The organism is Mesorhizobium sp. M0923 (assembly GCF_040319365.1).
GTDB lineage: Bacteria > Pseudomonadota > Alphaproteobacteria > Rhizobiales > Rhizobiaceae > Mesorhizobium.
Genome location: NZ_JAMYNW010000001.1, coordinates 190619 through 206430, shown reverse-complemented (window position 1 = coordinate 206430; position 15812 = coordinate 190619). Strand labels below are relative to the sequence as shown.

General features: G+C 63.3%; 18 protein-coding genes. 9 read left to right on the top strand and 9 right to left on the bottom strand.

Features of this window, described 5'->3' with window-relative positions:
- Window positions 1-517: 517 nt before the first annotated feature.
- Entirely contained in the window at window positions 518-943 is a 426-nt protein-coding gene (locus NKH89_RS00980; protein ID WP_023720037.1) for a hypothetical protein, read from the bottom strand.
- Between the two features lie 360 nt (window positions 944-1303).
- Between NKH89_RS00980 and NKH89_RS00975 the strand changes: the two genes are divergently transcribed.
- The 4 genes from NKH89_RS00975 to NKH89_RS00960 all read left to right on the top strand — a co-directional run bounded on the left by NKH89_RS00975 (window position 1304) and on the right by NKH89_RS00960 (window position 5515).
- On the top strand, window positions 1304-1558 hold the full coding sequence (locus NKH89_RS00975) for a hypothetical protein (RefSeq protein WP_352791768.1): 255 nt from the start codon (window positions 1304-1306) through the stop codon (window positions 1556-1558).
- Between the two features lie 266 nt (window positions 1559-1824).
- Window positions 1825-2310, top strand: a complete 486-nt coding sequence (locus NKH89_RS00970; protein ID WP_031194306.1) for a (2Fe-2S)-binding protein — start codon at window positions 1825-1827, stop codon at window positions 2308-2310.
- A complete protein-coding gene (locus tag NKH89_RS00965; RefSeq protein WP_352908323.1) occupies window positions 2307-3296 on the top strand; it encodes an FAD binding domain-containing protein in 990 nt (329 codons plus the stop codon). Before NKH89_RS00970 ends, NKH89_RS00965 begins: the two co-directional genes overlap by 4 nt.
- A complete protein-coding gene (locus tag NKH89_RS00960; protein WP_352495401.1) occupies window positions 3293-5515 on the top strand; it encodes a xanthine dehydrogenase family protein molybdopterin-binding subunit in 2223 nt (740 codons plus the stop codon). The genes NKH89_RS00965 and NKH89_RS00960 overlap by 4 nt, the downstream gene beginning before the upstream one ends.
- Window positions 5516-5628: 113 nt before the next feature.
- Here NKH89_RS00960 and NKH89_RS00955 read toward each other — a convergent pair whose 3' ends face one another.
- Window positions 5629-6816 (bottom strand): amidohydrolase, encoded by a 1188-nt coding sequence (locus NKH89_RS00955; RefSeq protein ID WP_352495402.1) that lies wholly within the window; start codon window positions 6814-6816, stop codon window positions 5629-5631.
- 90 nt (window positions 6817-6906) lie between these two features.
- Here NKH89_RS00955 and NKH89_RS00950 point away from each other — a divergent pair, with 90 nt between their 5' ends.
- Together NKH89_RS00950 and NKH89_RS00945 are read left to right on the top strand one after the other, a co-directional pair.
- Entirely contained in the window at window positions 6907-7737 is an 831-nt protein-coding gene (locus NKH89_RS00950; protein WP_352857570.1) for an AraC family transcriptional regulator, read from the top strand.
- 70 nt (window positions 7738-7807) lie between these two features.
- A complete protein-coding gene (locus NKH89_RS00945) occupies window positions 7808-8239 on the top strand; it encodes a cupin domain-containing protein (RefSeq protein ID WP_352844268.1) in 432 nt (143 codons plus the stop codon).
- Window positions 8240-8294: 55 nt separating this feature from the next.
- On the opposite strand, the gene NKH89_RS00940 is transcribed toward NKH89_RS00945, so the two are convergent.
- The 4 genes from NKH89_RS00940 to NKH89_RS00925 form a co-directional block, all read right to left on the bottom strand.
- A complete protein-coding gene (locus NKH89_RS00940) occupies window positions 8295-8741 on the bottom strand; it encodes a nuclear transport factor 2 family protein (protein ID WP_352857572.1) in 447 nt (148 codons plus the stop codon).
- Between the two features lie 129 nt (window positions 8742-8870).
- On the bottom strand, window positions 8871-9425 hold the full coding sequence (locus NKH89_RS00935) for a nuclear transport factor 2 family protein (protein WP_352857574.1): 555 nt from the start codon (window positions 9423-9425) through the stop codon (window positions 8871-8873).
- Window positions 9422-10405: an alpha/beta hydrolase gene (locus NKH89_RS00930; protein ID WP_352908322.1), complete on the bottom strand. Its 984-nt coding sequence runs from the start codon at window positions 10403-10405 to the stop codon at window positions 9422-9424. The genes NKH89_RS00935 and NKH89_RS00930 overlap by 4 nt, the downstream gene beginning before the upstream one ends.
- Window positions 10406-10464: 59 nt before the next feature.
- A complete protein-coding gene (locus NKH89_RS00925; RefSeq protein ID WP_352908321.1) occupies window positions 10465-10968 on the bottom strand; it encodes a nuclear transport factor 2 family protein in 504 nt (167 codons plus the stop codon).
- A gap of 127 nt (window positions 10969-11095) precedes the next feature.
- On the opposite strand from NKH89_RS00925, the gene NKH89_RS00920 reads away from it, so the two are divergent.
- Window positions 11096-12004 (top strand): LysR family transcriptional regulator, encoded by a 909-nt coding sequence (locus tag NKH89_RS00920; protein ID WP_352908320.1) that lies wholly within the window; start codon window positions 11096-11098, stop codon window positions 12002-12004.
- Window positions 12005-12037: 33 nt separating this feature from the next.
- Here NKH89_RS00920 and NKH89_RS00915 read toward each other — a convergent pair whose 3' ends face one another.
- Window positions 12038-12487, bottom strand: coding sequence for a carboxymuconolactone decarboxylase family protein (locus NKH89_RS00915; RefSeq protein WP_352908319.1), 450 nt, complete (start codon window positions 12485-12487; stop codon window positions 12038-12040).
- Between the two features lie 119 nt (window positions 12488-12606).
- Complete coding sequence (locus tag NKH89_RS00910) at window positions 12607-13050, bottom strand: SRPBCC family protein (RefSeq protein ID WP_023720024.1); 444 nt, start codon at window positions 13048-13050, stop codon at window positions 12607-12609.
- A 226-nt stretch (window positions 13051-13276) separates the two neighbouring features.
- Between NKH89_RS00910 and NKH89_RS00905 the strand changes: the two genes are divergently transcribed.
- Both NKH89_RS00905 and NKH89_RS00900 read left to right on the top strand, forming a co-directional pair.
- Window positions 13277-14041 carry a copper homeostasis protein CutC gene (locus NKH89_RS00905; RefSeq protein ID WP_352908318.1) on the top strand — a complete coding sequence of 255 codons (765 nt, stop codon included), beginning with the start codon at window positions 13277-13279 and terminating at the stop codon, window positions 14039-14041.
- Between the two features lie 23 nt (window positions 14042-14064).
- Window positions 14065-14562, top strand: coding sequence for a GNAT family N-acetyltransferase (locus tag NKH89_RS00900; RefSeq protein ID WP_023720022.1), 498 nt, complete (start codon window positions 14065-14067; stop codon window positions 14560-14562).
- 17 nt (window positions 14563-14579) lie between these two features.
- Here NKH89_RS00900 and NKH89_RS00895 read toward each other — a convergent pair whose 3' ends face one another.
- Window positions 14580-15602, bottom strand: a complete 1023-nt coding sequence (locus tag NKH89_RS00895) for an acyltransferase family protein (protein ID WP_023720021.1) — start codon at window positions 15600-15602, stop codon at window positions 14580-14582.
- Window positions 15603-15812 lie beyond the last annotated feature (210 nt).

Sequence of the window (15812 nt, the reverse complement as noted above, 5' to 3'; positions counted from 1 at the left end):
TTATCCGAAATATCTTCCGCGAACGCGACATTTTTTAACGGCAACCGGCTCCGCGAACTGTGCCATCGTCACCACTGCTGACGGCCGGCTATGTGTAGGTATTGAGAGCGCCACCGACCGCATTCCCTTCCCTCCTCGTGGACGAAAAGTGTTCGTTCGAATGATGCTTGCGATATTGATAAGGTCAGGCTGGTCGAGAAGTACAGGCCGCCGAAGCGCAAGAAGCCGCTGCGTTGACATGCTGAATTAGCGGACAACAAACAGGGGAATTCAGAGATTCCCGGTGTTGATCTAGACTCCAGGAATGGAAACGACGTTTGACGATCTTGCCAGCGCGATAAGGCCCCCCGTGCAGACGTTTGGGGAGCCATCCGCGTCTTGGCCATCGATCTGGCCGGGAAGCTTCTAATGGGCCTCTGCCATCGGCGTTGGCACTGGAATGGCGCTGGCCGGTTAGATCGCTAACCCGCAAGATTCCACCCGGGCGCGGATTGCGCCCACGATCGCCAACTTGGCTTTATTCAGCCTTGAGGTTAATCACCCGCATCACGGCGACCACTGTCCCGTTGTTCGTAGCAGCCTCCTTCGTGCTACCCTTGCCGCAGCTCCATACATCGCCTTCCTTGGCTGTGAACTGCATATCCCCGGCCGTGACCTGCAGCTCGCCTTCAGTGACCGTGCAGACCATGTCGTCGGCCATGACATCCCCCAGCGGGCTAGATCCCTTTGGCTGATACACGACGTCTTCCATCGCGATTTTCTTGTACCCCTTGATATGGGAGTCTCGTGTTCCCAGTTCGACGAGCCGAACGCCGGGAAAAATCTCTTTGCCATCAGTCGGACCGTAGGTCTTGGCCGCTGCCGGAGTCGGCAATGCAACCAATAGCGGGGTCGACAACGAGGTGGCACCAAGGGCGAGAGCATTACGTCGATTCATCTTCATAACATTATCCTCCCGCCCACAACTGGGCGAACCGGATATTTTACGCGCCCGTGCAGCCAAATAGTCAAAACACAATTGAGCAGGCCCATGCTCCGCCCAGGAAGCTGGTTAACCCAGCTGAGGCCCGCAGCGGGCCAATGTAGCGAAAGCGCACTGTCACCGTAATTCTGCGTTCGAAGGGAAACCATCGCTCGATTTCACTCAAATGAAGGAAGACGCTTTACCTGAAAGAGGCTGATAACGCGCCAGAGCCAATCGGCTCAGTGATAATGCGCTTCGGCCAAGATGCCGACCTGAGCTTCGGCCCCAGCGTCGGTAGATCGACCGCGGCTTAGGCCGGCGCTTGGGGGAGGAAATTCGATGAGATTGGCCATCGTGTGCGCGGCAATTGTGATTGCCGGATCCACCGCCGCCGTTGCGCACGAGAAAAAGGTGGTAGCCAGAAAAGGGACAGCGCAACTCTGTGCCGATTTGTCAGGCACGATCAAGAAAAAGAAGAAGACAGAGGTGGATTACCGTTCAACCGGAACTGTCTCCGGCGCAATCCCCAAAGACAAGTTTGAGCCGCGCCTAGGCTACGAAACGGTTAACCCTGGCATCATATCTATCTTTTAGCTCGTTGATTGCGTGTTTCACTAACTTGAATGCAGCACAGGTGGCCAGCAGGATACACAGGCGGCCACGAATTACGGTGACGGTGCACTTTTTGCGGCGTGGCATTCTCAGCGCATCCCGTGCGGGGTCCCAAACGTTTTTCGCCTTCCGTGACCGGCAGTGCCTTTCCCCCGAAATCGACCGCCCTATTTCGCCTCGACAGGTGGGCGGCTGATTGCTGGACGAGTCCCTGCGACTAGGACGGCATGTGCTTCGAGGTACCCCCAATGGACTTCCACGATCGGCACCTACTGCGGTTGCGGGTGAACGGCGAGGACCACAGCCTTTCCGATCTCGATCCCCGCGTCACGCTGCTCGACCTGTTGCGCGAGCGGCTTCATCTGACCGGAACGAAAAAGGGATGCAATTTCGGCGAGTGCGGCGCCTGCACCGTGCATCTCGACGGACGGCGTGTGAATGCCTGCATGATACTGGCCGTGTCCGCCGAGGGACGCGAGGTCACGACGATCGAGGGCCTGGCGGACGGCGATGCGCTTCATCCCGTGCAGCAGGCGTTCATCGATCATGATGGTTTCCAGTGCGGATTCTGCACGCCCGGACAGGTGATGTCGGCGGCGGCGCTGATCGAGGAGGGACATACCGGCTCCGACGCCGAGATCCGCGAATGGATGAGCGGCAATCTGTGCCGCTGCTCGGCCTATCCGCAAATCGTCGAGGCGGTGCGCGCAGCGGCTGGGAGGGCGAGCCAATGACCCCATTCGTCTATGCGCGCGCCGATAGCCTGGGCGAAACGATCGCGGCCGGAGCGGCGCCGGACAGCGCTTTTCTCGCCGGCGGCACCGAATTGCTCAACTGGCTGCGCCTTGGCATTGCCGGGCCGGCGCGGATCATCGATATCTCCCGCCTCGACGGGCTGGATCAGATCGAGGCACTGCCCGGCGGCGGCTTGAGGATCGGCGCGCTGACGCATCTCAACGACGTCGCGCAGCACGAGTTGGTCATGCGCGACTATCCGGTGTTGAGCCAGGCGATCCTCAACGCGGCGTCGCCGCAACTGAGAAACCTCGCAACGATAGGCGGCAATCTGCTGCAGAAGACGCGCTGTGCCTATTTCCGTGCCGAAGAGCAGTTGCCGTGCAACAAACGTCGGCTCGGCTCCGGTTGCTCGGCATTGCATGGCATCAACGACAATCACGCGATATTCGGCTGGACCGAGGATTGCATCGCCACCCAGCCATCCGACCCGGCGGTGGCACTGGCAGCACTTGATGCAGTCATCGTCACCGCGCACCGCAGCGGCGGCCGGCGCATTCCGGCAGCCGAATTCCACCTGCTTCCCGACACGCGGCCCGAGGCAGACAATGTGTTGCAGCAAGGCGAACTGATCACGGCAATCGAGCTGCCGGCACCGGCGCCGCGATCGGCTTACCTCAAGGTGCGCGAGCGCGAATCCTACGAATATGCCATCGTCTCCGCCGCCGCGGTGCTGGAGATGGACGGCCGGACCATTCGTCGGGCTGGCCTGGCGCTGGGGTCCGTCGCGCTGCGGCCGTGGCGGCTGAGCGCCGCCGAGGAGCGGCTCGCCGGTGCCGATGTCGGCGATCGCGAGGCGTTGAGCACCGCTATCGAGCAATCCTTCGCCGAAGCGCGTCCCTTGTCGCAGAACGCCTACAAGATCGAACTGGCCAAGACCGCCGCTTTGCGGGCGATCGAAAGAGCAGCGAGGGTGCCGTCATGATGATCAGCCAGCCTGTTGCCCGCCCTGACGGCGGCGTCAAGGTTACCGGCCGCGCCCGCTATGCGGCCGACTATTTTGCCCCCGACCTGCTCTATGCAGTGCTGGTGACCGCGCCCGTTCCCGCCGGCCGCGTGACGTCGATCATGGTCGACGACGCGCTCGCCGAGGAAGGCGTCGTGCGCGTGCTCACGCATGAGGACATGCCCAAATTCGGCCGGTTCGCATCGCCAAGGGCCGAGCCGGATACGCAGACGCAGCACGCCGAAGGTCCGCCGGCGGCGCAGAGCTTCATGCCCATGCAGAACGACGAGATACGTCACGAGGGCCAGCCGCTTGCAATTGTGCTGGGCGAGACACTGGAGGCGGCGGAAGCCGGCGCCCGCCGCGTCTCGTTGCGCTACGAGTTCGCCGAGCCGGAATTGCCGGCACCACCCGAATGGACCGCAATCGACAAGGCTGCGGTCGTGCCGAGGGAGAGCGGCTTTCTGTTCCTGGAGCCGACGTTTACGAAGGGCGAGGTCGACCGCGGGCTTAGCAACGCAGCCGCCATGGTCGAAGCCGTCTACCTGCAGCCGTCGCGCCATCACAACGCCATGGAGCCCTCGGCGACGCTCGCCGAGTGGAACGACGGAGAGCTGACGCTGCACGACGCCACGCAGCACGTCTACGGTGTCCGCCAGGTGGTTGCGGCCCGCATGAATGTCCCGGCCGAGAAGGTCCGCGTGATTTCCCGCCATACCGGCGGCGGCTTCGGCGGCAAGGGCTGGATCTGGCCGCATCAGGTGCTGGCCGCCGCCGCGGCGCGCATCATGCAGCGCCCGGTCAGGCTGGCGCTCAGCCGCGCCAATGCCTATTCCTGTCTCGGCTATCAGCCGCGCATGGCACAGAAGATCGTGCTGGCGGCGGACAAGTCGGGCAAGCTGACCGCCGTGCAACAGGACGTGGTCAACCTGACCACCGTCACCGACGATTTCGTCGAGTTCGCCACCGAAGCCTCGAAGGGTCTCTACGCCACGCCGGCCATGCGTCTCAGCCAGCGCGTCGAGCGCGCGAACGTCGCCATGCCGACGGCGCTGCGCGCGCCGGTCGAGGGTCCCGGCACCTGGGCCCTCGAAAGCGCGATGGACGAGCTCGCCCACCGCCTCGGCATCGATCCGCTCGACCTGCGTCTGATCAACCATGCGGACACGGATCCGGCCACCGGCCAGCCCTGGTCGTCGAAGAAGCTGCGCGAGGCCTATGAGGAAGGCGCCCGCCTGTTCGGCTGGCGCGAGCGCCCGCGCAAGCCGCAACGCGATGGCGATTGGCTGATCGGCTACGGCATGGCGACCTGCAGCATGGGCTGTTTCCGCAACCCGACGCCTGCAGCCGAGGTCAGGTTGCACAGGGACGGCACGGTGCTCATCCGCACCGGCACCCAGGATATAGGGACCGGAACACTCACCATCTTTCCGCAGATCGCAGCCGATGTCCTGGGCCTGCCGATGGAGAGGATCGAGTTGGAAATGGGCGATACACAGCTGCCGGAGGCGGGTCCGACCTATGGCTCATCGTCGACCATGGGGGTGGGCGCGGCGGTGCTTGCAGCCGCCGAAGATGCACGTTCGCAGCTTGCCCGTCTTGCCAATCTGCCGCCCGACGAGGTCGAGATGCAAGACGGCCATATTCGCCGCAAAGGCGCTGCCGGCGGTCAGACGATCGCCGACGTGATGAGTCATACCGACATCGGCGAGATCATCGGCTCCGGCTCGTTCGATCCGGCGCAGCATGGCAAAGGCCTCGCCATGCGCACTTTCGGCGCGATTTTCATGGAGGTCGGCGTCGATCCGGGGCTCGGCCTGCTCAGGCTTCGTCGCGCCGTCGGCAGCTACAGCGCCGGCCGCATCGTCAATCCCCGCACCGCACGCAGCCAGATGACGGGCGGCATCATCTGGGGCTGGGGCATGGCGGCGATGGAGCAGAGCAGGCACGAACCGGTGCTCGGGCGGTTCCTGTCGAAGAACCTTTCAGGGGTTGCCATTCCGGTCAACGCCGACATTCCCGGCGACATCATTATCCACTTCGTCGACGAGGTGGACGAGCATGCCAGCCCGATTGGCGGCAAGGGCATCGGCGAGCTCGGCGCCACCGGCGTTGCCGCAGCGGTTGCCAATGCCGTCTTCGACGCTACAGGCAAGCGGATCCGGGAGCTGCCGATCACGCCGGAAAAACTGCTGTAGAAGGACTAGGCCCGCTATTGCCCTGCGATAGCGGGTCTCTGACGTAGTCGATTATCTCCTCTGCAAAGCTTGCCGAGACTTGGGAAATACCTGCGGCCCCCAGACCGACGTCTTCATTTCAGCTCAGATACTTTGCCGGCAAGCGTCTGCTCGACGAGGTTGACGTAGTAGCGCATCACCGTCGGCACGATCTCGTCGTTGAAGACGTAGCGGTCGCCGTGCAGGCCTTCGCCCGGGCCGACCTCGCCGGCACCGATCCACGCATAGCAGCCGCTCGCCTCACGGATCATGAAAGCGAAATCCTCGCAGCCGAGACTGAGACTGAACTCGGTCATGACATTCTCCCGGCCGACGACGGATGCCGCCGCCTCGACGGCGCGGGCCGTCGCGTCCGCGGTGTTGATCAGTGGCGGATAGCCCTTCCGGTAGTCGAACCTTGCCTTGAGCGAATGCGCGGCGGCGATGCCTTGTGCGATCTCGCCAATCAGCGTCTCGCAGTGGTTGGAAAGGCCGGGCTCGAAGAAGCGGCAGGTGCCTTGCAGCCAGACCTTGCCCGGCACGATGTTGCCGACATTGCCGCCATGGATCTGCGTGATGCTGACGACAAGCGCGCTCTGCGGGTCGACCGTGCGGCTGACGATGCGCTGGACGGCTTGCACGAAGGCGCCCGCTGCCAGGATCGGGTCATCGCCGAGCTGCGGCATCGCGGCATGCGCGCCAAGACCCTCGAAAGTCAGCTCGAAATTGTCGACGGCCGCCATCTGCGCACCAGCACGGGCCGCGATCGTCCCCAGCCTGACGCCCGGCCAGTTGTGGACCGCATAGACCGCCTCGACCGGAAAGCGCCTGAACAGGCCGTCCTCGATCATGCGCATGCTGCCGCCTTCGTTTTCCTCGGCCGGCTGGAAGATGAAAGTGACGGTGCCGTCGAAGGTGCGCGACTCGCTGAGCAATTTGGCAGCGCCGAGCAGCATGGCGGTGTGGCCGTCATGGCCGCAGGCATGCATCACGCCCTCTCTCCTCGAAGCATAGAGCAAGCCGGTTTTCTCCAGCACCGGAAGCGCGTCGAGCTCGGCGCGAAGGCCGATGGCGCGTGTGCCGCCACCGCTGCGCAGGACACCGACGACCCCGGTGCCGCCGATCCCTTCATGCACCTCGTCGAGGCCGAAGGAGCGCAGTTTCTCTGCAACGAAACGCGCCGTTTCGTATTCATTGAATCCGAGCTCCGGATTGGCATGGATATGGTGCCGCCAGCCTATGACCTCTGGTGTCAGCGCGGCGATGGGGTCATTGTGCAACATGATGCCTCCTTTCACGCCGGCAAAGGCGGCGCGGTTTGGTCCTGCCAGCCATAGAAGGCCCGACGAAAAGCGTCTTGAACCGGATTGACCATGGCAAAGACAAACCAAGCGGCAGAGACCGGGAAATACTGGCGCCATCCGTGCTTCCCCGACCTTGGCCTGTTCGAGGCGCGCTTCACCCAGCACCGTTATGACCTGCACACGCACCCGACCTATGTGATCGCCCTGATTACCTCCGGCTGCGAGCGTATTCGCATCGGCCGTCAAAGCGTTCTTGCTCCGGCAGGCGCCATTGCCGTCGTCAATCCAGAGGAGTGGCATGACGGCGAACGCGGGGCGGACGAAGGCTGGGCCTACCGGACGTTTTATCCCTCGGTGCCGCTGATGACCGCACTTGCCCGCGAACTCGGCTGGCACGGCGCTCCGGTGTTTTCGCGCGCGACTATCGAAGACAACAATCTCGCCGCAGCGTTGACGGCAGCACACCAGGGCTCGACATCCCCAGACACAATGACGGCCGAGACGTCCCTGCTCGTGGCGCTGCGACGGCTGATCGTTCGGCATGGCGACTCGAGCGGACAGGCCGAGGAGGTCGAAAGCTCCGGATCGCAGCGGAGGTTTTCGCTCTATCGCGACCTTGTCGAAAGCGAGCTCGGCTCGCAGCTCGACCTCAAGCGGCTTGCCGGTGCGGGTGGCGTGACCCGGTTCCAGGTCATCCGCGACTTCAACAAGGCGATCGGCCTGACGCCGGTGGCCTATATCCGCGACCGGCGATTGCGCCGGGCGAGCGCGCTGATCGAACAGGGATTTGGCCTCGCCGACGCCGCTATCGCGGCAGGTTTCGCCGACCAGAGCCATCTCTCCCGTACGTTCCGGGCCATGCATGGCATGACGCCGGGCATGTTTAGAAGAGCTGGATAAGGCGCTCCTCAACAGACAAGCTTGCGCGCCAATGCGTGCTGCGCAATGCTGACGCAGCTCGGGGGGAATCATGCGAATAATCTTGGCGCCGACGCTGCTGCTCGCGGCTGCACTGTTTGCAAACAACGCCCAGGCGCTGGACGCCAGCGGGACGCCGGTTGTCGTGACCCCGCTTGCCTCTCGCACCGAGACTGCGTCCGGCCAGCCGATCACGCTGCCGCAGAAGAACGTGCAGGTCCTGGTCTCGGCCTATCAGATCGCGCCGGGCGCCACCTTGCCGGTCCACAAGCATCCATTTCCGCGTTACGCCTATGTCGAGGCCGGCACGCTTCAGGTCACCAATGTCGAGACCGGCAAGAGCAACACCTATCAAACAGGTGATTTCATCATCGAGATGATCGGGCAATGGCATCAGGCGACCAATGTCGGCGCCGAACCGGTCAAGCTGCTGGTTATCGACCAGGTCGAAGAAGGCACCAAGAACACGGTGTTGCGCCAGTAGCTGCCACGTCTGAAAACAGCGTCCGTGGCGAATCCAGCACAGCGCGTAACAGACGTCAGAACGTGAACCCCTCCGGCAAATTGTGATTCCAATAGCCCTCCTCGACAAGTTCACTTATGCGCCAGCCCTCGGACGTGCGTACGACGCGGTCGCGATACCAGAGCCCTTGGAAGAAGACCTGCCTTTTGCCTTCGCCGAGGTCGACCACCATCGGGCATGAACAATGCACGCGCGCGCTGGCCTCATCCCCTCGGAGATCAAGAAGGATTGTCGAAATGGCGTGCTGCGAGATCAATATCTTCGATAGGGCGCCTTTCATATAAGCAACATGCTCACCCACACCGCTCCTGATTCCACCTGTTACAGTGTCGTCAAGCGCGGCGTCGGGCGTGAATATTTTCCGATAGGCTTCCCAGTCGCGATCGTCCACCGCGTAGCAATAGCGGGCAAGCAGCTGTTCGATCTCAAGGCGATCCGAAACCTCCTGCAGTGAAAGGGTCATGTCCTGTCTCCGCGGTTGGCGGCACTAATGCCGCATGCGCCAAGCCCGCCCCGACATTCGATCAATATTCACGTTGCCGTTGCTCCGAGCAACCTCGCCGCGCGACCGGGCATGCGCAAATCCGAACACTCATTTGGCCTCCGCCTTCACCCGGTCGGCAGCGGCGGCCAGCACGGCGCGATCTCCCTCTTCGTACAAGCGGCGGATGGAGATTGCCTTGACGCGCCAACCTTCCGACGTCCGCACCAGCCGATGTAGATAGCTGCCGCCGACCGTCCAGAACCGGGAACCGATCCAGTGGGTCGCGCGGACATGGCTGCGTGCAACCGCATGCTTATCCGCGCCTTCGACAATGACGTTGGTGATGAGGTGCTGGGTGGCGTCGAAGCCCGGCAGCAGCGCTTGCCATTGGGCGATCAGGGAGTCGCGGCCGCTGGTCGTGACCTCGCCGCCGAAGAGGCTGGTATAGTCGGTCGTGACACGGGCCGCGAGATAGGATCTGACCCGGTTCCACTCACGCAGATCGGCATAGAGGCCGATCCCGGCAACTGCCTCGGCGATTGCGATCTTGTCTTCGACCGTCAGCGTATCTCCCGATGCGCTCGAGGCGGGCGCCGAGACGGCGGAAATCATCGCAACGGAAACCGCCGAGGCCAGGACATGCCGGCGAGTGACGAGGCTCATTGTCCCGCCTCCCCTGCACCGCCCAGCGTCGCGCGGAAGTGCGCGGCGACGGCATCACTCGCCGCCTTCACCGGCGCGGCACGATCGTAGAAATCGAACTGGGTGACATTGTCTAGCCACAGCTCCTGCCTGGAACTGGTCAGCCGCGTGTAGAACTTGTGCGCGCCCTGCGGAATGGCAGCCGCCTCGCTATGCACCATCAGAAAAGGCTGGTGCAGGCGCGGAGCAGCCTGGATTGCATCGAACCTCAACCAGCCGCGCCAGAAGGCGGGATCGGCCTCGTTGCGCCAGGCCGGGAGCATGCCGCGATCGGGTTCGGTGTAGTAGGGCACCTTGAACATGACCGCGCGCTCGTCGGTCAAGCTAGCAGCGGGCAGGAATGCCTGTTTGCCGGTGCGGCGATATTCCGCCTCGGCCGCATCGCTCGCGGCCTCGAGCCTGGCGACACCGTCCCCGCCGCCATAGGTCTGCTCGACCACTTCGGCATCCTGCAACCAGGGCGCAACGAGGGCGACCGACTTGATCGCGGCGTTTTCGGCCGCAGCGGTGACCATGTAGCCGGAGCTGGCGCAAATGCCGAGCCCGCCGATGCGGTCCTGATCGGTCTCGGGCCGGGTCGCGAGATAGGCGACCGCCGCTTCGATGTCGGCGATCTTGGCGTTAGGATCCTCGTACTGGCGGCGCACGCCGCCGCTTTCGCCCCAGCCGCGAAAATCGAAGGTCAAGGCGATGAAACCGCGGTCGGCCATCTCGCGGGCATAGCGGGCCGGCATCTGTTCCTTTACCGTCATCCAGGCGCCGGTCACGACCAGCGCGGGCCGAAGTTTCGCCGCGTCCAGATCCTCCGGCAGATAGAGCTCGCCGACGATCTGCTCACCGTTCGAGGCGAAAGCGACGCGCTCGATGCGCGGTGCGGCGAAGGCATTGGAGGCGGCGAGCGCCACGGCGGTTGCTGCAGCAAGTGTCAGGGTTTTAAGCATCGCAAGTCTCCTTTGGCTTGGAGTGAGAAGCGCGGCGCGTTGCAAGAAAGACCGCCGTCTCAGCGCTCGCCAGCCAGTCGGCCGGGCAATGGCTTCAGCGGGTAATGCGCCCAGTAAAAGGCGTCCGACTGATACATGTCGGTCAAAAAATTCTGTGCCTCGGCGATCTTGCCGCCCTTGATGCGGAACATCAGCGCATAGAGCTGGTCGATCTCGGGACCTGAGCCGACATTCGACCAGCCGCGATGGACATCGACGACGAGGTCGCCCTGCGCCTGGAAGAAGATCGGCTCGGCCTTGAACTTGCCATCGGCCAGGCCGCGGAAAAAGGCGACCACCTCGTCCGGCCCGCGCTTGTCGCCGGCGAGCGGATGATGACCGGGAATGCGCCACACGATGTCGGGCGCGAGGAAGGGCCGCACGGCCTCAGGATTGCCGGTCGCGTAAGCTGCGTAGTAGTCCTTGATGAGCTGGATGTTGCTGTCCTCCAGCGGCCCGGCATTCGCCGGGGCGGCAGACACCGCCAGCAGAGCGCCGGCGGCGAGTAAAGCGAGCCTGGTCATCGGTCCTGTCTCCTTGCCCGTTCGGGCCATCGCAACAGCGAGGTCCGTTCTTCGGACCCAACATGACGCCTTTTGTTCGCCGGAAAAACCAGTAGAGTTCGACAGGGCTATTTGGAAAATCCTTACAATGCGTCTCGACCAATTCAGCGGCATCGTCGCCTTCGTAAAAGTTGCGGAGGCCAAAAGCTTCACCCACGCCGCCGCCGAGCTCGGCGTCGCTCCGGCCTCGTTGAGCGAGGCCGTCAAGGGGCTCGAGGAGCGCCTGGGGGTGCGGCTGCTCAACCGCACGACCCGCAGCGTCGGCTTGACCGAGGCAGGCGCCCAGTACCTCGACCATGTGCGCCCGGCAGCCGAAGACATCTGGGCGGCTGGTGCGGCGCTGCGCGAGACCCGCGATCGTCCTGCCGGGACGCTGCGCCTCAGCCTGCCCTGGATCGCCGCCCCGCTGCTGATCGAACCATTGATGCGGCCGTTCATGGATGCTTATCCAGAAGTGCGGCTCAATCTGATCTTCGACGACAGCTTCGTCGACATCGCCGCCGAGGGGTTCGATGCCGGCCTGCGCATCGGCGAGCTTCTCGAGAAAGATATGATCGGCGCGCGCCTGGGCGGGCCCCTGCAGATGGTCGTGGTGGGCAGCCCGGACTATCTGGCGCGCAACGGCACGCCGAAGCGGCCGGCCGACCTCGCCGCCCATCGCTGCATCGCATTCGCCCTCACCCGCACCCGCGCGATCTCGCCCTGGGAGTTCACCGTGGATGAACGCGAAGTCGCTTTCACACCGGACGCATGTCTGGTCGTGAACACGCTTCCGCTGTGCATTACTGCTGCCGCGCAAGGGCTTGGCCTCGCCTTCGCGGTCGAGGGGCTCGCCGCGCCGCTTCTTGCCTCAGGCGCGCTGGTCAAGGTGCTGGAGCCTTTCTGTCCCGCTTACGAGCCGCTCCACCTCTATTATCCCAGCCGCCGCCTGGTACCGCCGAAGCTGCGGGCCTTCATCGACTTCGTGCGCGCGAATTCTCACAAGCTGCGGATCTGATGTGGCTTTGCGAGAACCCGGCCCCGTTCAGCCCTAGGCGCCGACCATCTGTCTGGTGGTTGCGTTGAGACGGTTGAACGCATTGATCAGGGCAATCTGGACGACCAGTGCGGCAAGCGCCTTTTCGTCATAGTGCCGGGCGGCTTCATCCCAGACCGCATCCGGCACCGGGTCTGGCCGGTCGGCTAACCGGGTCGCCGCCTCGGTCAGCGCCAGCGCGGCGCGCTCGGCGTCGGTGAAGTAAGGTGTTTCCCGCCAGGCCGACACGGTGAAGACGCGCTCATCCTTTTCACCGGCCTTCTTCAATTCGCGTGCATGCATATCGATACAGACACTGCATCCGTTGATCTGGCTGGCGCGCAAATGGACGAGCTTGCGCGTCACATAGGACAGATCGGCCGTTTCCGTCGACTTGTCCAGCGCGAGCAGCGCCTGCAGAGCGCCAGGAATGAGCATCACCGGGTTTTTCAATCGTGCTTGCATAGTGGTCTCCTTCGGGCGTGTTTTCTCAAGCCCGGACGACGAACATCCGGGGTCTCGATATTTCTTGGTTCTGTCAGTTCGCCGGCCGCCGCGTTGCGGCAAGGCGAGCGCCGGGATATTCAGCTTTGCCAGGCAGTCACCCGCTCAAGCCGCTCGAGAATGCGCGGCCAACCGCTTCCCATGCCGATGTAGCCGCGCTCGTCCTCGGACCGGAACCCGGAATGCTCCATGCGCACCCGCGTCGCTTTACCTTCGGGCGTCAACGACCATGTCACCACGGTCTTCAGACCGCTGTCGGATTCGGTGCCGTCGCCCCAGCTGTAGGCGAGCAGGCGTGGCGGCTCGATCTTCAGCACCTCGCAGTTCGTCACGCCGGACCAGCCAGGCACCGGCGTCGCGCGAAAGGTAAAGCGATGGCCTTGCTCAGGCGCAAAGTCGTTCTCCATCAGCCATTCGGCAACCAGATGCGGCACGGTCAGTGCGCGCCATATCTTTTCAGCCGCATGCGGGATCAGACGCTCGACGACAATGGATTTGGTTTCGATTGTGGTTGCTTCAGTCATGACTTGGGACCCGTTGTTTGCGGTTTGGCTGGGCTATTCAACAACGCGCTCTCCATGAGAACCAATAACCCATCAGCTATGAGTTACGTATAACGCTTAAGTTATGAATGTGTCAAGCGGCGGAATGGCAGGCGCGCCCGCAAGCACATTGAGCCCACACTTCCGGCTTTCAAGGCACCGTGCCCGATGCTACCGCTGGCCAGCTGAAATCATCAACGGATCGCCCATGACCGAGACCGAACGCCCTCGCCTGCCGCTGATCGAGATCTGCGTCGAAGGCATAGACGGCCTGCTGGCCGCGCAAGCCGCCGGTGCCGACCGTGTCGAGCTCTGTGCCAGCCTGGTCGAGGGCGGCATCACGCCGAGCTTCGGCACCGTGCGCACGGCGCTTGAATTAGCGACGATCCCGTTCCACGTCATCGTGCGGCCGCGTGGCGGCGATTTTCTCTATAGCGAGGCCGAATATCGTTCGATGCTCGCCGATGTCCGAGCGCTTGCCGAGCTTGGCGTCGCCGGTGTCGTTATCGGCTGCCTCGCTGCCGACGGCACGATCGATGAGCAGCGCATGAGCGAACTGGCGCAGGCAGCGGGGAGCTTGAACGTCACCTGCCACCGCGCCTTCGACATGACCCGCGACCCGACCGAGGCACTGGAATCGCTGATCCGCTGCAAGGTCGGCCGTGTGCTGACCAGCGGCCAGCGCGACACGGCGCTGGAGGGCGCGGACCTGCTCGCCGATCTGGTCAGGCAGGCTGGCGACCGCATCATCATCCTCGGCTGCGGCGGGCTTGACCCGCAGAACATTGCCGAGGTGCGGAGGAAAACCGGGGTGAGCGAAATGCACTTCGCCGCGCTCAGGGACGTGCCGAGCGCCATGCGCTATCGCAACCCGAAAGTCGGTATGGGCGGCACCGACCTCGACCGCGAATACCGCAACACCGTGACCGACGAGGTACTGGTGGCGGCGACCATCGCCGCTGCCCGGGCATGATCCTGGAAGACAGAAGAAAGAAAATGATTGAAACGCGATTGCCGATCGAGCTGGTTTTGCCGCGGGATGAGCCCGCAATCCTCGCGCTCAACAACGAGCACGCTGCGGAATTATCATGGCTCGAACCTGAGCGCCTTTCCTTCCTGCTTGGCGAAGCGTTTTACGCGCGCCGTATCGGTGCACTCGAAGCCTTCATCATGACCTTCGACCAGGACGCAAGCTACGACAGCCCGAATTTCCTGTGGTTTCGCGAGCGCTATCCGCGCTTCGTCTATGTCGATCGCGTCGTGGTCGGCGCCAATGCGCGCGGCCGGGGTCATGCCCGCCGGCTGTACGAGGATCTGTTCGAGCAGGCGTCACGCGCCGGCCAGGCGATCGTCACTTGCGAGGTCAATGCCGAGCCACCCAATCCGGCTTCGGACGCCTTCCACGCGGCACTCGGCTTCATGGAAGTGGGCGACGCGGTAATCCACGGCGGCAAGAAAGCCGTGCGGTATTATCTAAGACGGATCGCCGGCTGAACGGCAGCCGCCTCGCCCTACCAATTGCGGTTCAGCCAGGAGCGGGTCGGCTTTTCGACGATGTAGTAGCTGCACAGAGCGCAAGCGAACGCCGCCGCCAACATCAGCCACGGCGAACTGCCTTGTATGTCGACGAATTGATAAAAGGGCTGCTGCCAAAGATAGAGCGAATACGACCACAGCCCCAGCATCGTCATCGGCCGGGAGGATAGAAACCCGGTCAGGTACCAACTGCTGAAGTCGAGCGAGTTGACGGCGAGGGCCAACAGCGGCACCGCGACCAGATAGTGGATCGGGGTTGGCACGGCAGCCATGAACACTAGAACCGCCACGACAGCGGCCGCCAGGGCGACATGTGGGCCCTTGAGCAGCGCCGGCAGCCTGTCGTCGGCCTTGAGCAGGCATATCACCGCTGACAGCAGGATCGAGGCGATGTGCACGTCGGTGCGCCAATAGGTGGACTCGTAGCCTATTCCGAGCACCCAGTAGGAGATGGCGCCGTTTGCCATGGCCAGCACCGACAATGCGCCGAGCAGCACGATGACCCGGGACTGCCCCGAGACGACGACGCCGATCAGCGCCAGGATGACATAGGCGTGCTCTTCGACGCAGAGCGACCAGATATGGTCGAGCGCGCCGGCGCGGGTGACGAGAATTCCGGCGTAGTTGTAAGTGAACGTCAGCGCCGTCAGCGCCGCCTTCCACTTGAAGGCGATGAATGTGCCGGACAAGGCAACCACCGCGGCGACGACGAAAACCATCAGTGCCGGGTAGATGCGGGAGAACCGGCGCTTGAAGAATTTCTTCAGCGGATAGTGTTCGACGAACAGGATCTCGGCCATCAGCCGGCCGCTGAGCACGAAGAAGAATTCGACGCCCAGGACGCCGAGATTGATGCCGGGAACGGGGAAGAAATGGCCGATCAGCACCAGCGCGATCGACAGGCCACGCCAGCCGTCGAGATAGGCAAGCCTGGTTCTTGCCGAGCTATCGGCGACAGGCCTGGACACGACAAGACGCGCCGCGGAGATGTCCGTCATGCCGGTCCCTTCTGCGAAAGGCGGGCTGGAGGCCGCATTCCTCCAGCTATATTGCAGCGCACCAGAACTTTGTGCAAGTGCGAGATAACGACACGCCCGAAGTACGGGACGGACAGAAAAGGGCCGTTAAGGCCCCGTTCCCAAAACCGAAGGTCGGTGGTCTCAGGCGTTGGCGGCAGCCACGAGACTGGCGCGGTAGTCGGCCGACCA

Coding starts and splice junctions, on each gene's coding strand:
- NKH89_RS00970 (WP_031194306.1), top strand. CDS start 1,825: ATGGACTTCCACGATCGGCACCTACTGCGGTTGCGGGTGAACGGCGAG.
- NKH89_RS00895 (WP_023720021.1), bottom strand. CDS start 15,602: ATGACGGACATCTCCGCGGCGCGTCTTGTCGTGTCCAGGCCTGTCGCC.
- NKH89_RS00935 (WP_352857574.1), bottom strand. CDS start 9,425: ATGAGCCTCGTCACTCGCCGGCATGTCCTGGCCTCGGCGGTTTCCGTT.
- NKH89_RS00905 (WP_352908318.1), top strand. CDS start 13,277: ATGACCGAGACCGAACGCCCTCGCCTGCCGCTGATCGAGATCTGCGTC.
- NKH89_RS00960 (WP_352495401.1), top strand. CDS start 3,293: ATGATGATCAGCCAGCCTGTTGCCCGCCCTGACGGCGGCGTCAAGGTT.
- NKH89_RS00965 (WP_352908323.1), top strand. CDS start 2,307: ATGACCCCATTCGTCTATGCGCGCGCCGATAGCCTGGGCGAAACGATC.
- NKH89_RS00955 (WP_352495402.1), bottom strand. CDS start 6,816: ATGTTGCACAATGACCCCATCGCCGCGCTGACACCAGAGGTCATAGGC.
- NKH89_RS00915 (WP_352908319.1), bottom strand. CDS start 12,487: ATGCAAGCACGATTGAAAAACCCGGTGATGCTCATTCCTGGCGCTCTG.
- NKH89_RS00980 (WP_023720037.1), bottom strand. CDS start 943: ATGAAGATGAATCGACGTAATGCTCTCGCCCTTGGTGCCACCTCGTTG.
- NKH89_RS00925 (WP_352908321.1), bottom strand. CDS start 10,968: ATGACCAGGCTCGCTTTACTCGCCGCCGGCGCTCTGCTGGCGGTGTCT.
- NKH89_RS00900 (WP_023720022.1), top strand. CDS start 14,065: ATGATTGAAACGCGATTGCCGATCGAGCTGGTTTTGCCGCGGGATGAG.
- NKH89_RS00940 (WP_352857572.1), bottom strand. CDS start 8,741: ATGACCCTTTCACTGCAGGAGGTTTCGGATCGCCTTGAGATCGAACAG.
- NKH89_RS00950 (WP_352857570.1), top strand. CDS start 6,907: ATGGCAAAGACAAACCAAGCGGCAGAGACCGGGAAATACTGGCGCCAT.
- NKH89_RS00975 (WP_352791768.1), top strand. CDS start 1,304: ATGAGATTGGCCATCGTGTGCGCGGCAATTGTGATTGCCGGATCCACC.
- NKH89_RS00945 (WP_352844268.1), top strand. CDS start 7,808: ATGCGAATAATCTTGGCGCCGACGCTGCTGCTCGCGGCTGCACTGTTT.
- NKH89_RS00930 (WP_352908322.1), bottom strand. CDS start 10,405: ATGCTTAAAACCCTGACACTTGCTGCAGCAACCGCCGTGGCGCTCGCC.
- NKH89_RS00920 (WP_352908320.1), top strand. CDS start 11,096: ATGCGTCTCGACCAATTCAGCGGCATCGTCGCCTTCGTAAAAGTTGCG.
- NKH89_RS00910 (WP_023720024.1), bottom strand. CDS start 13,050: ATGACTGAAGCAACCACAATCGAAACCAAATCCATTGTCGTCGAGCGT.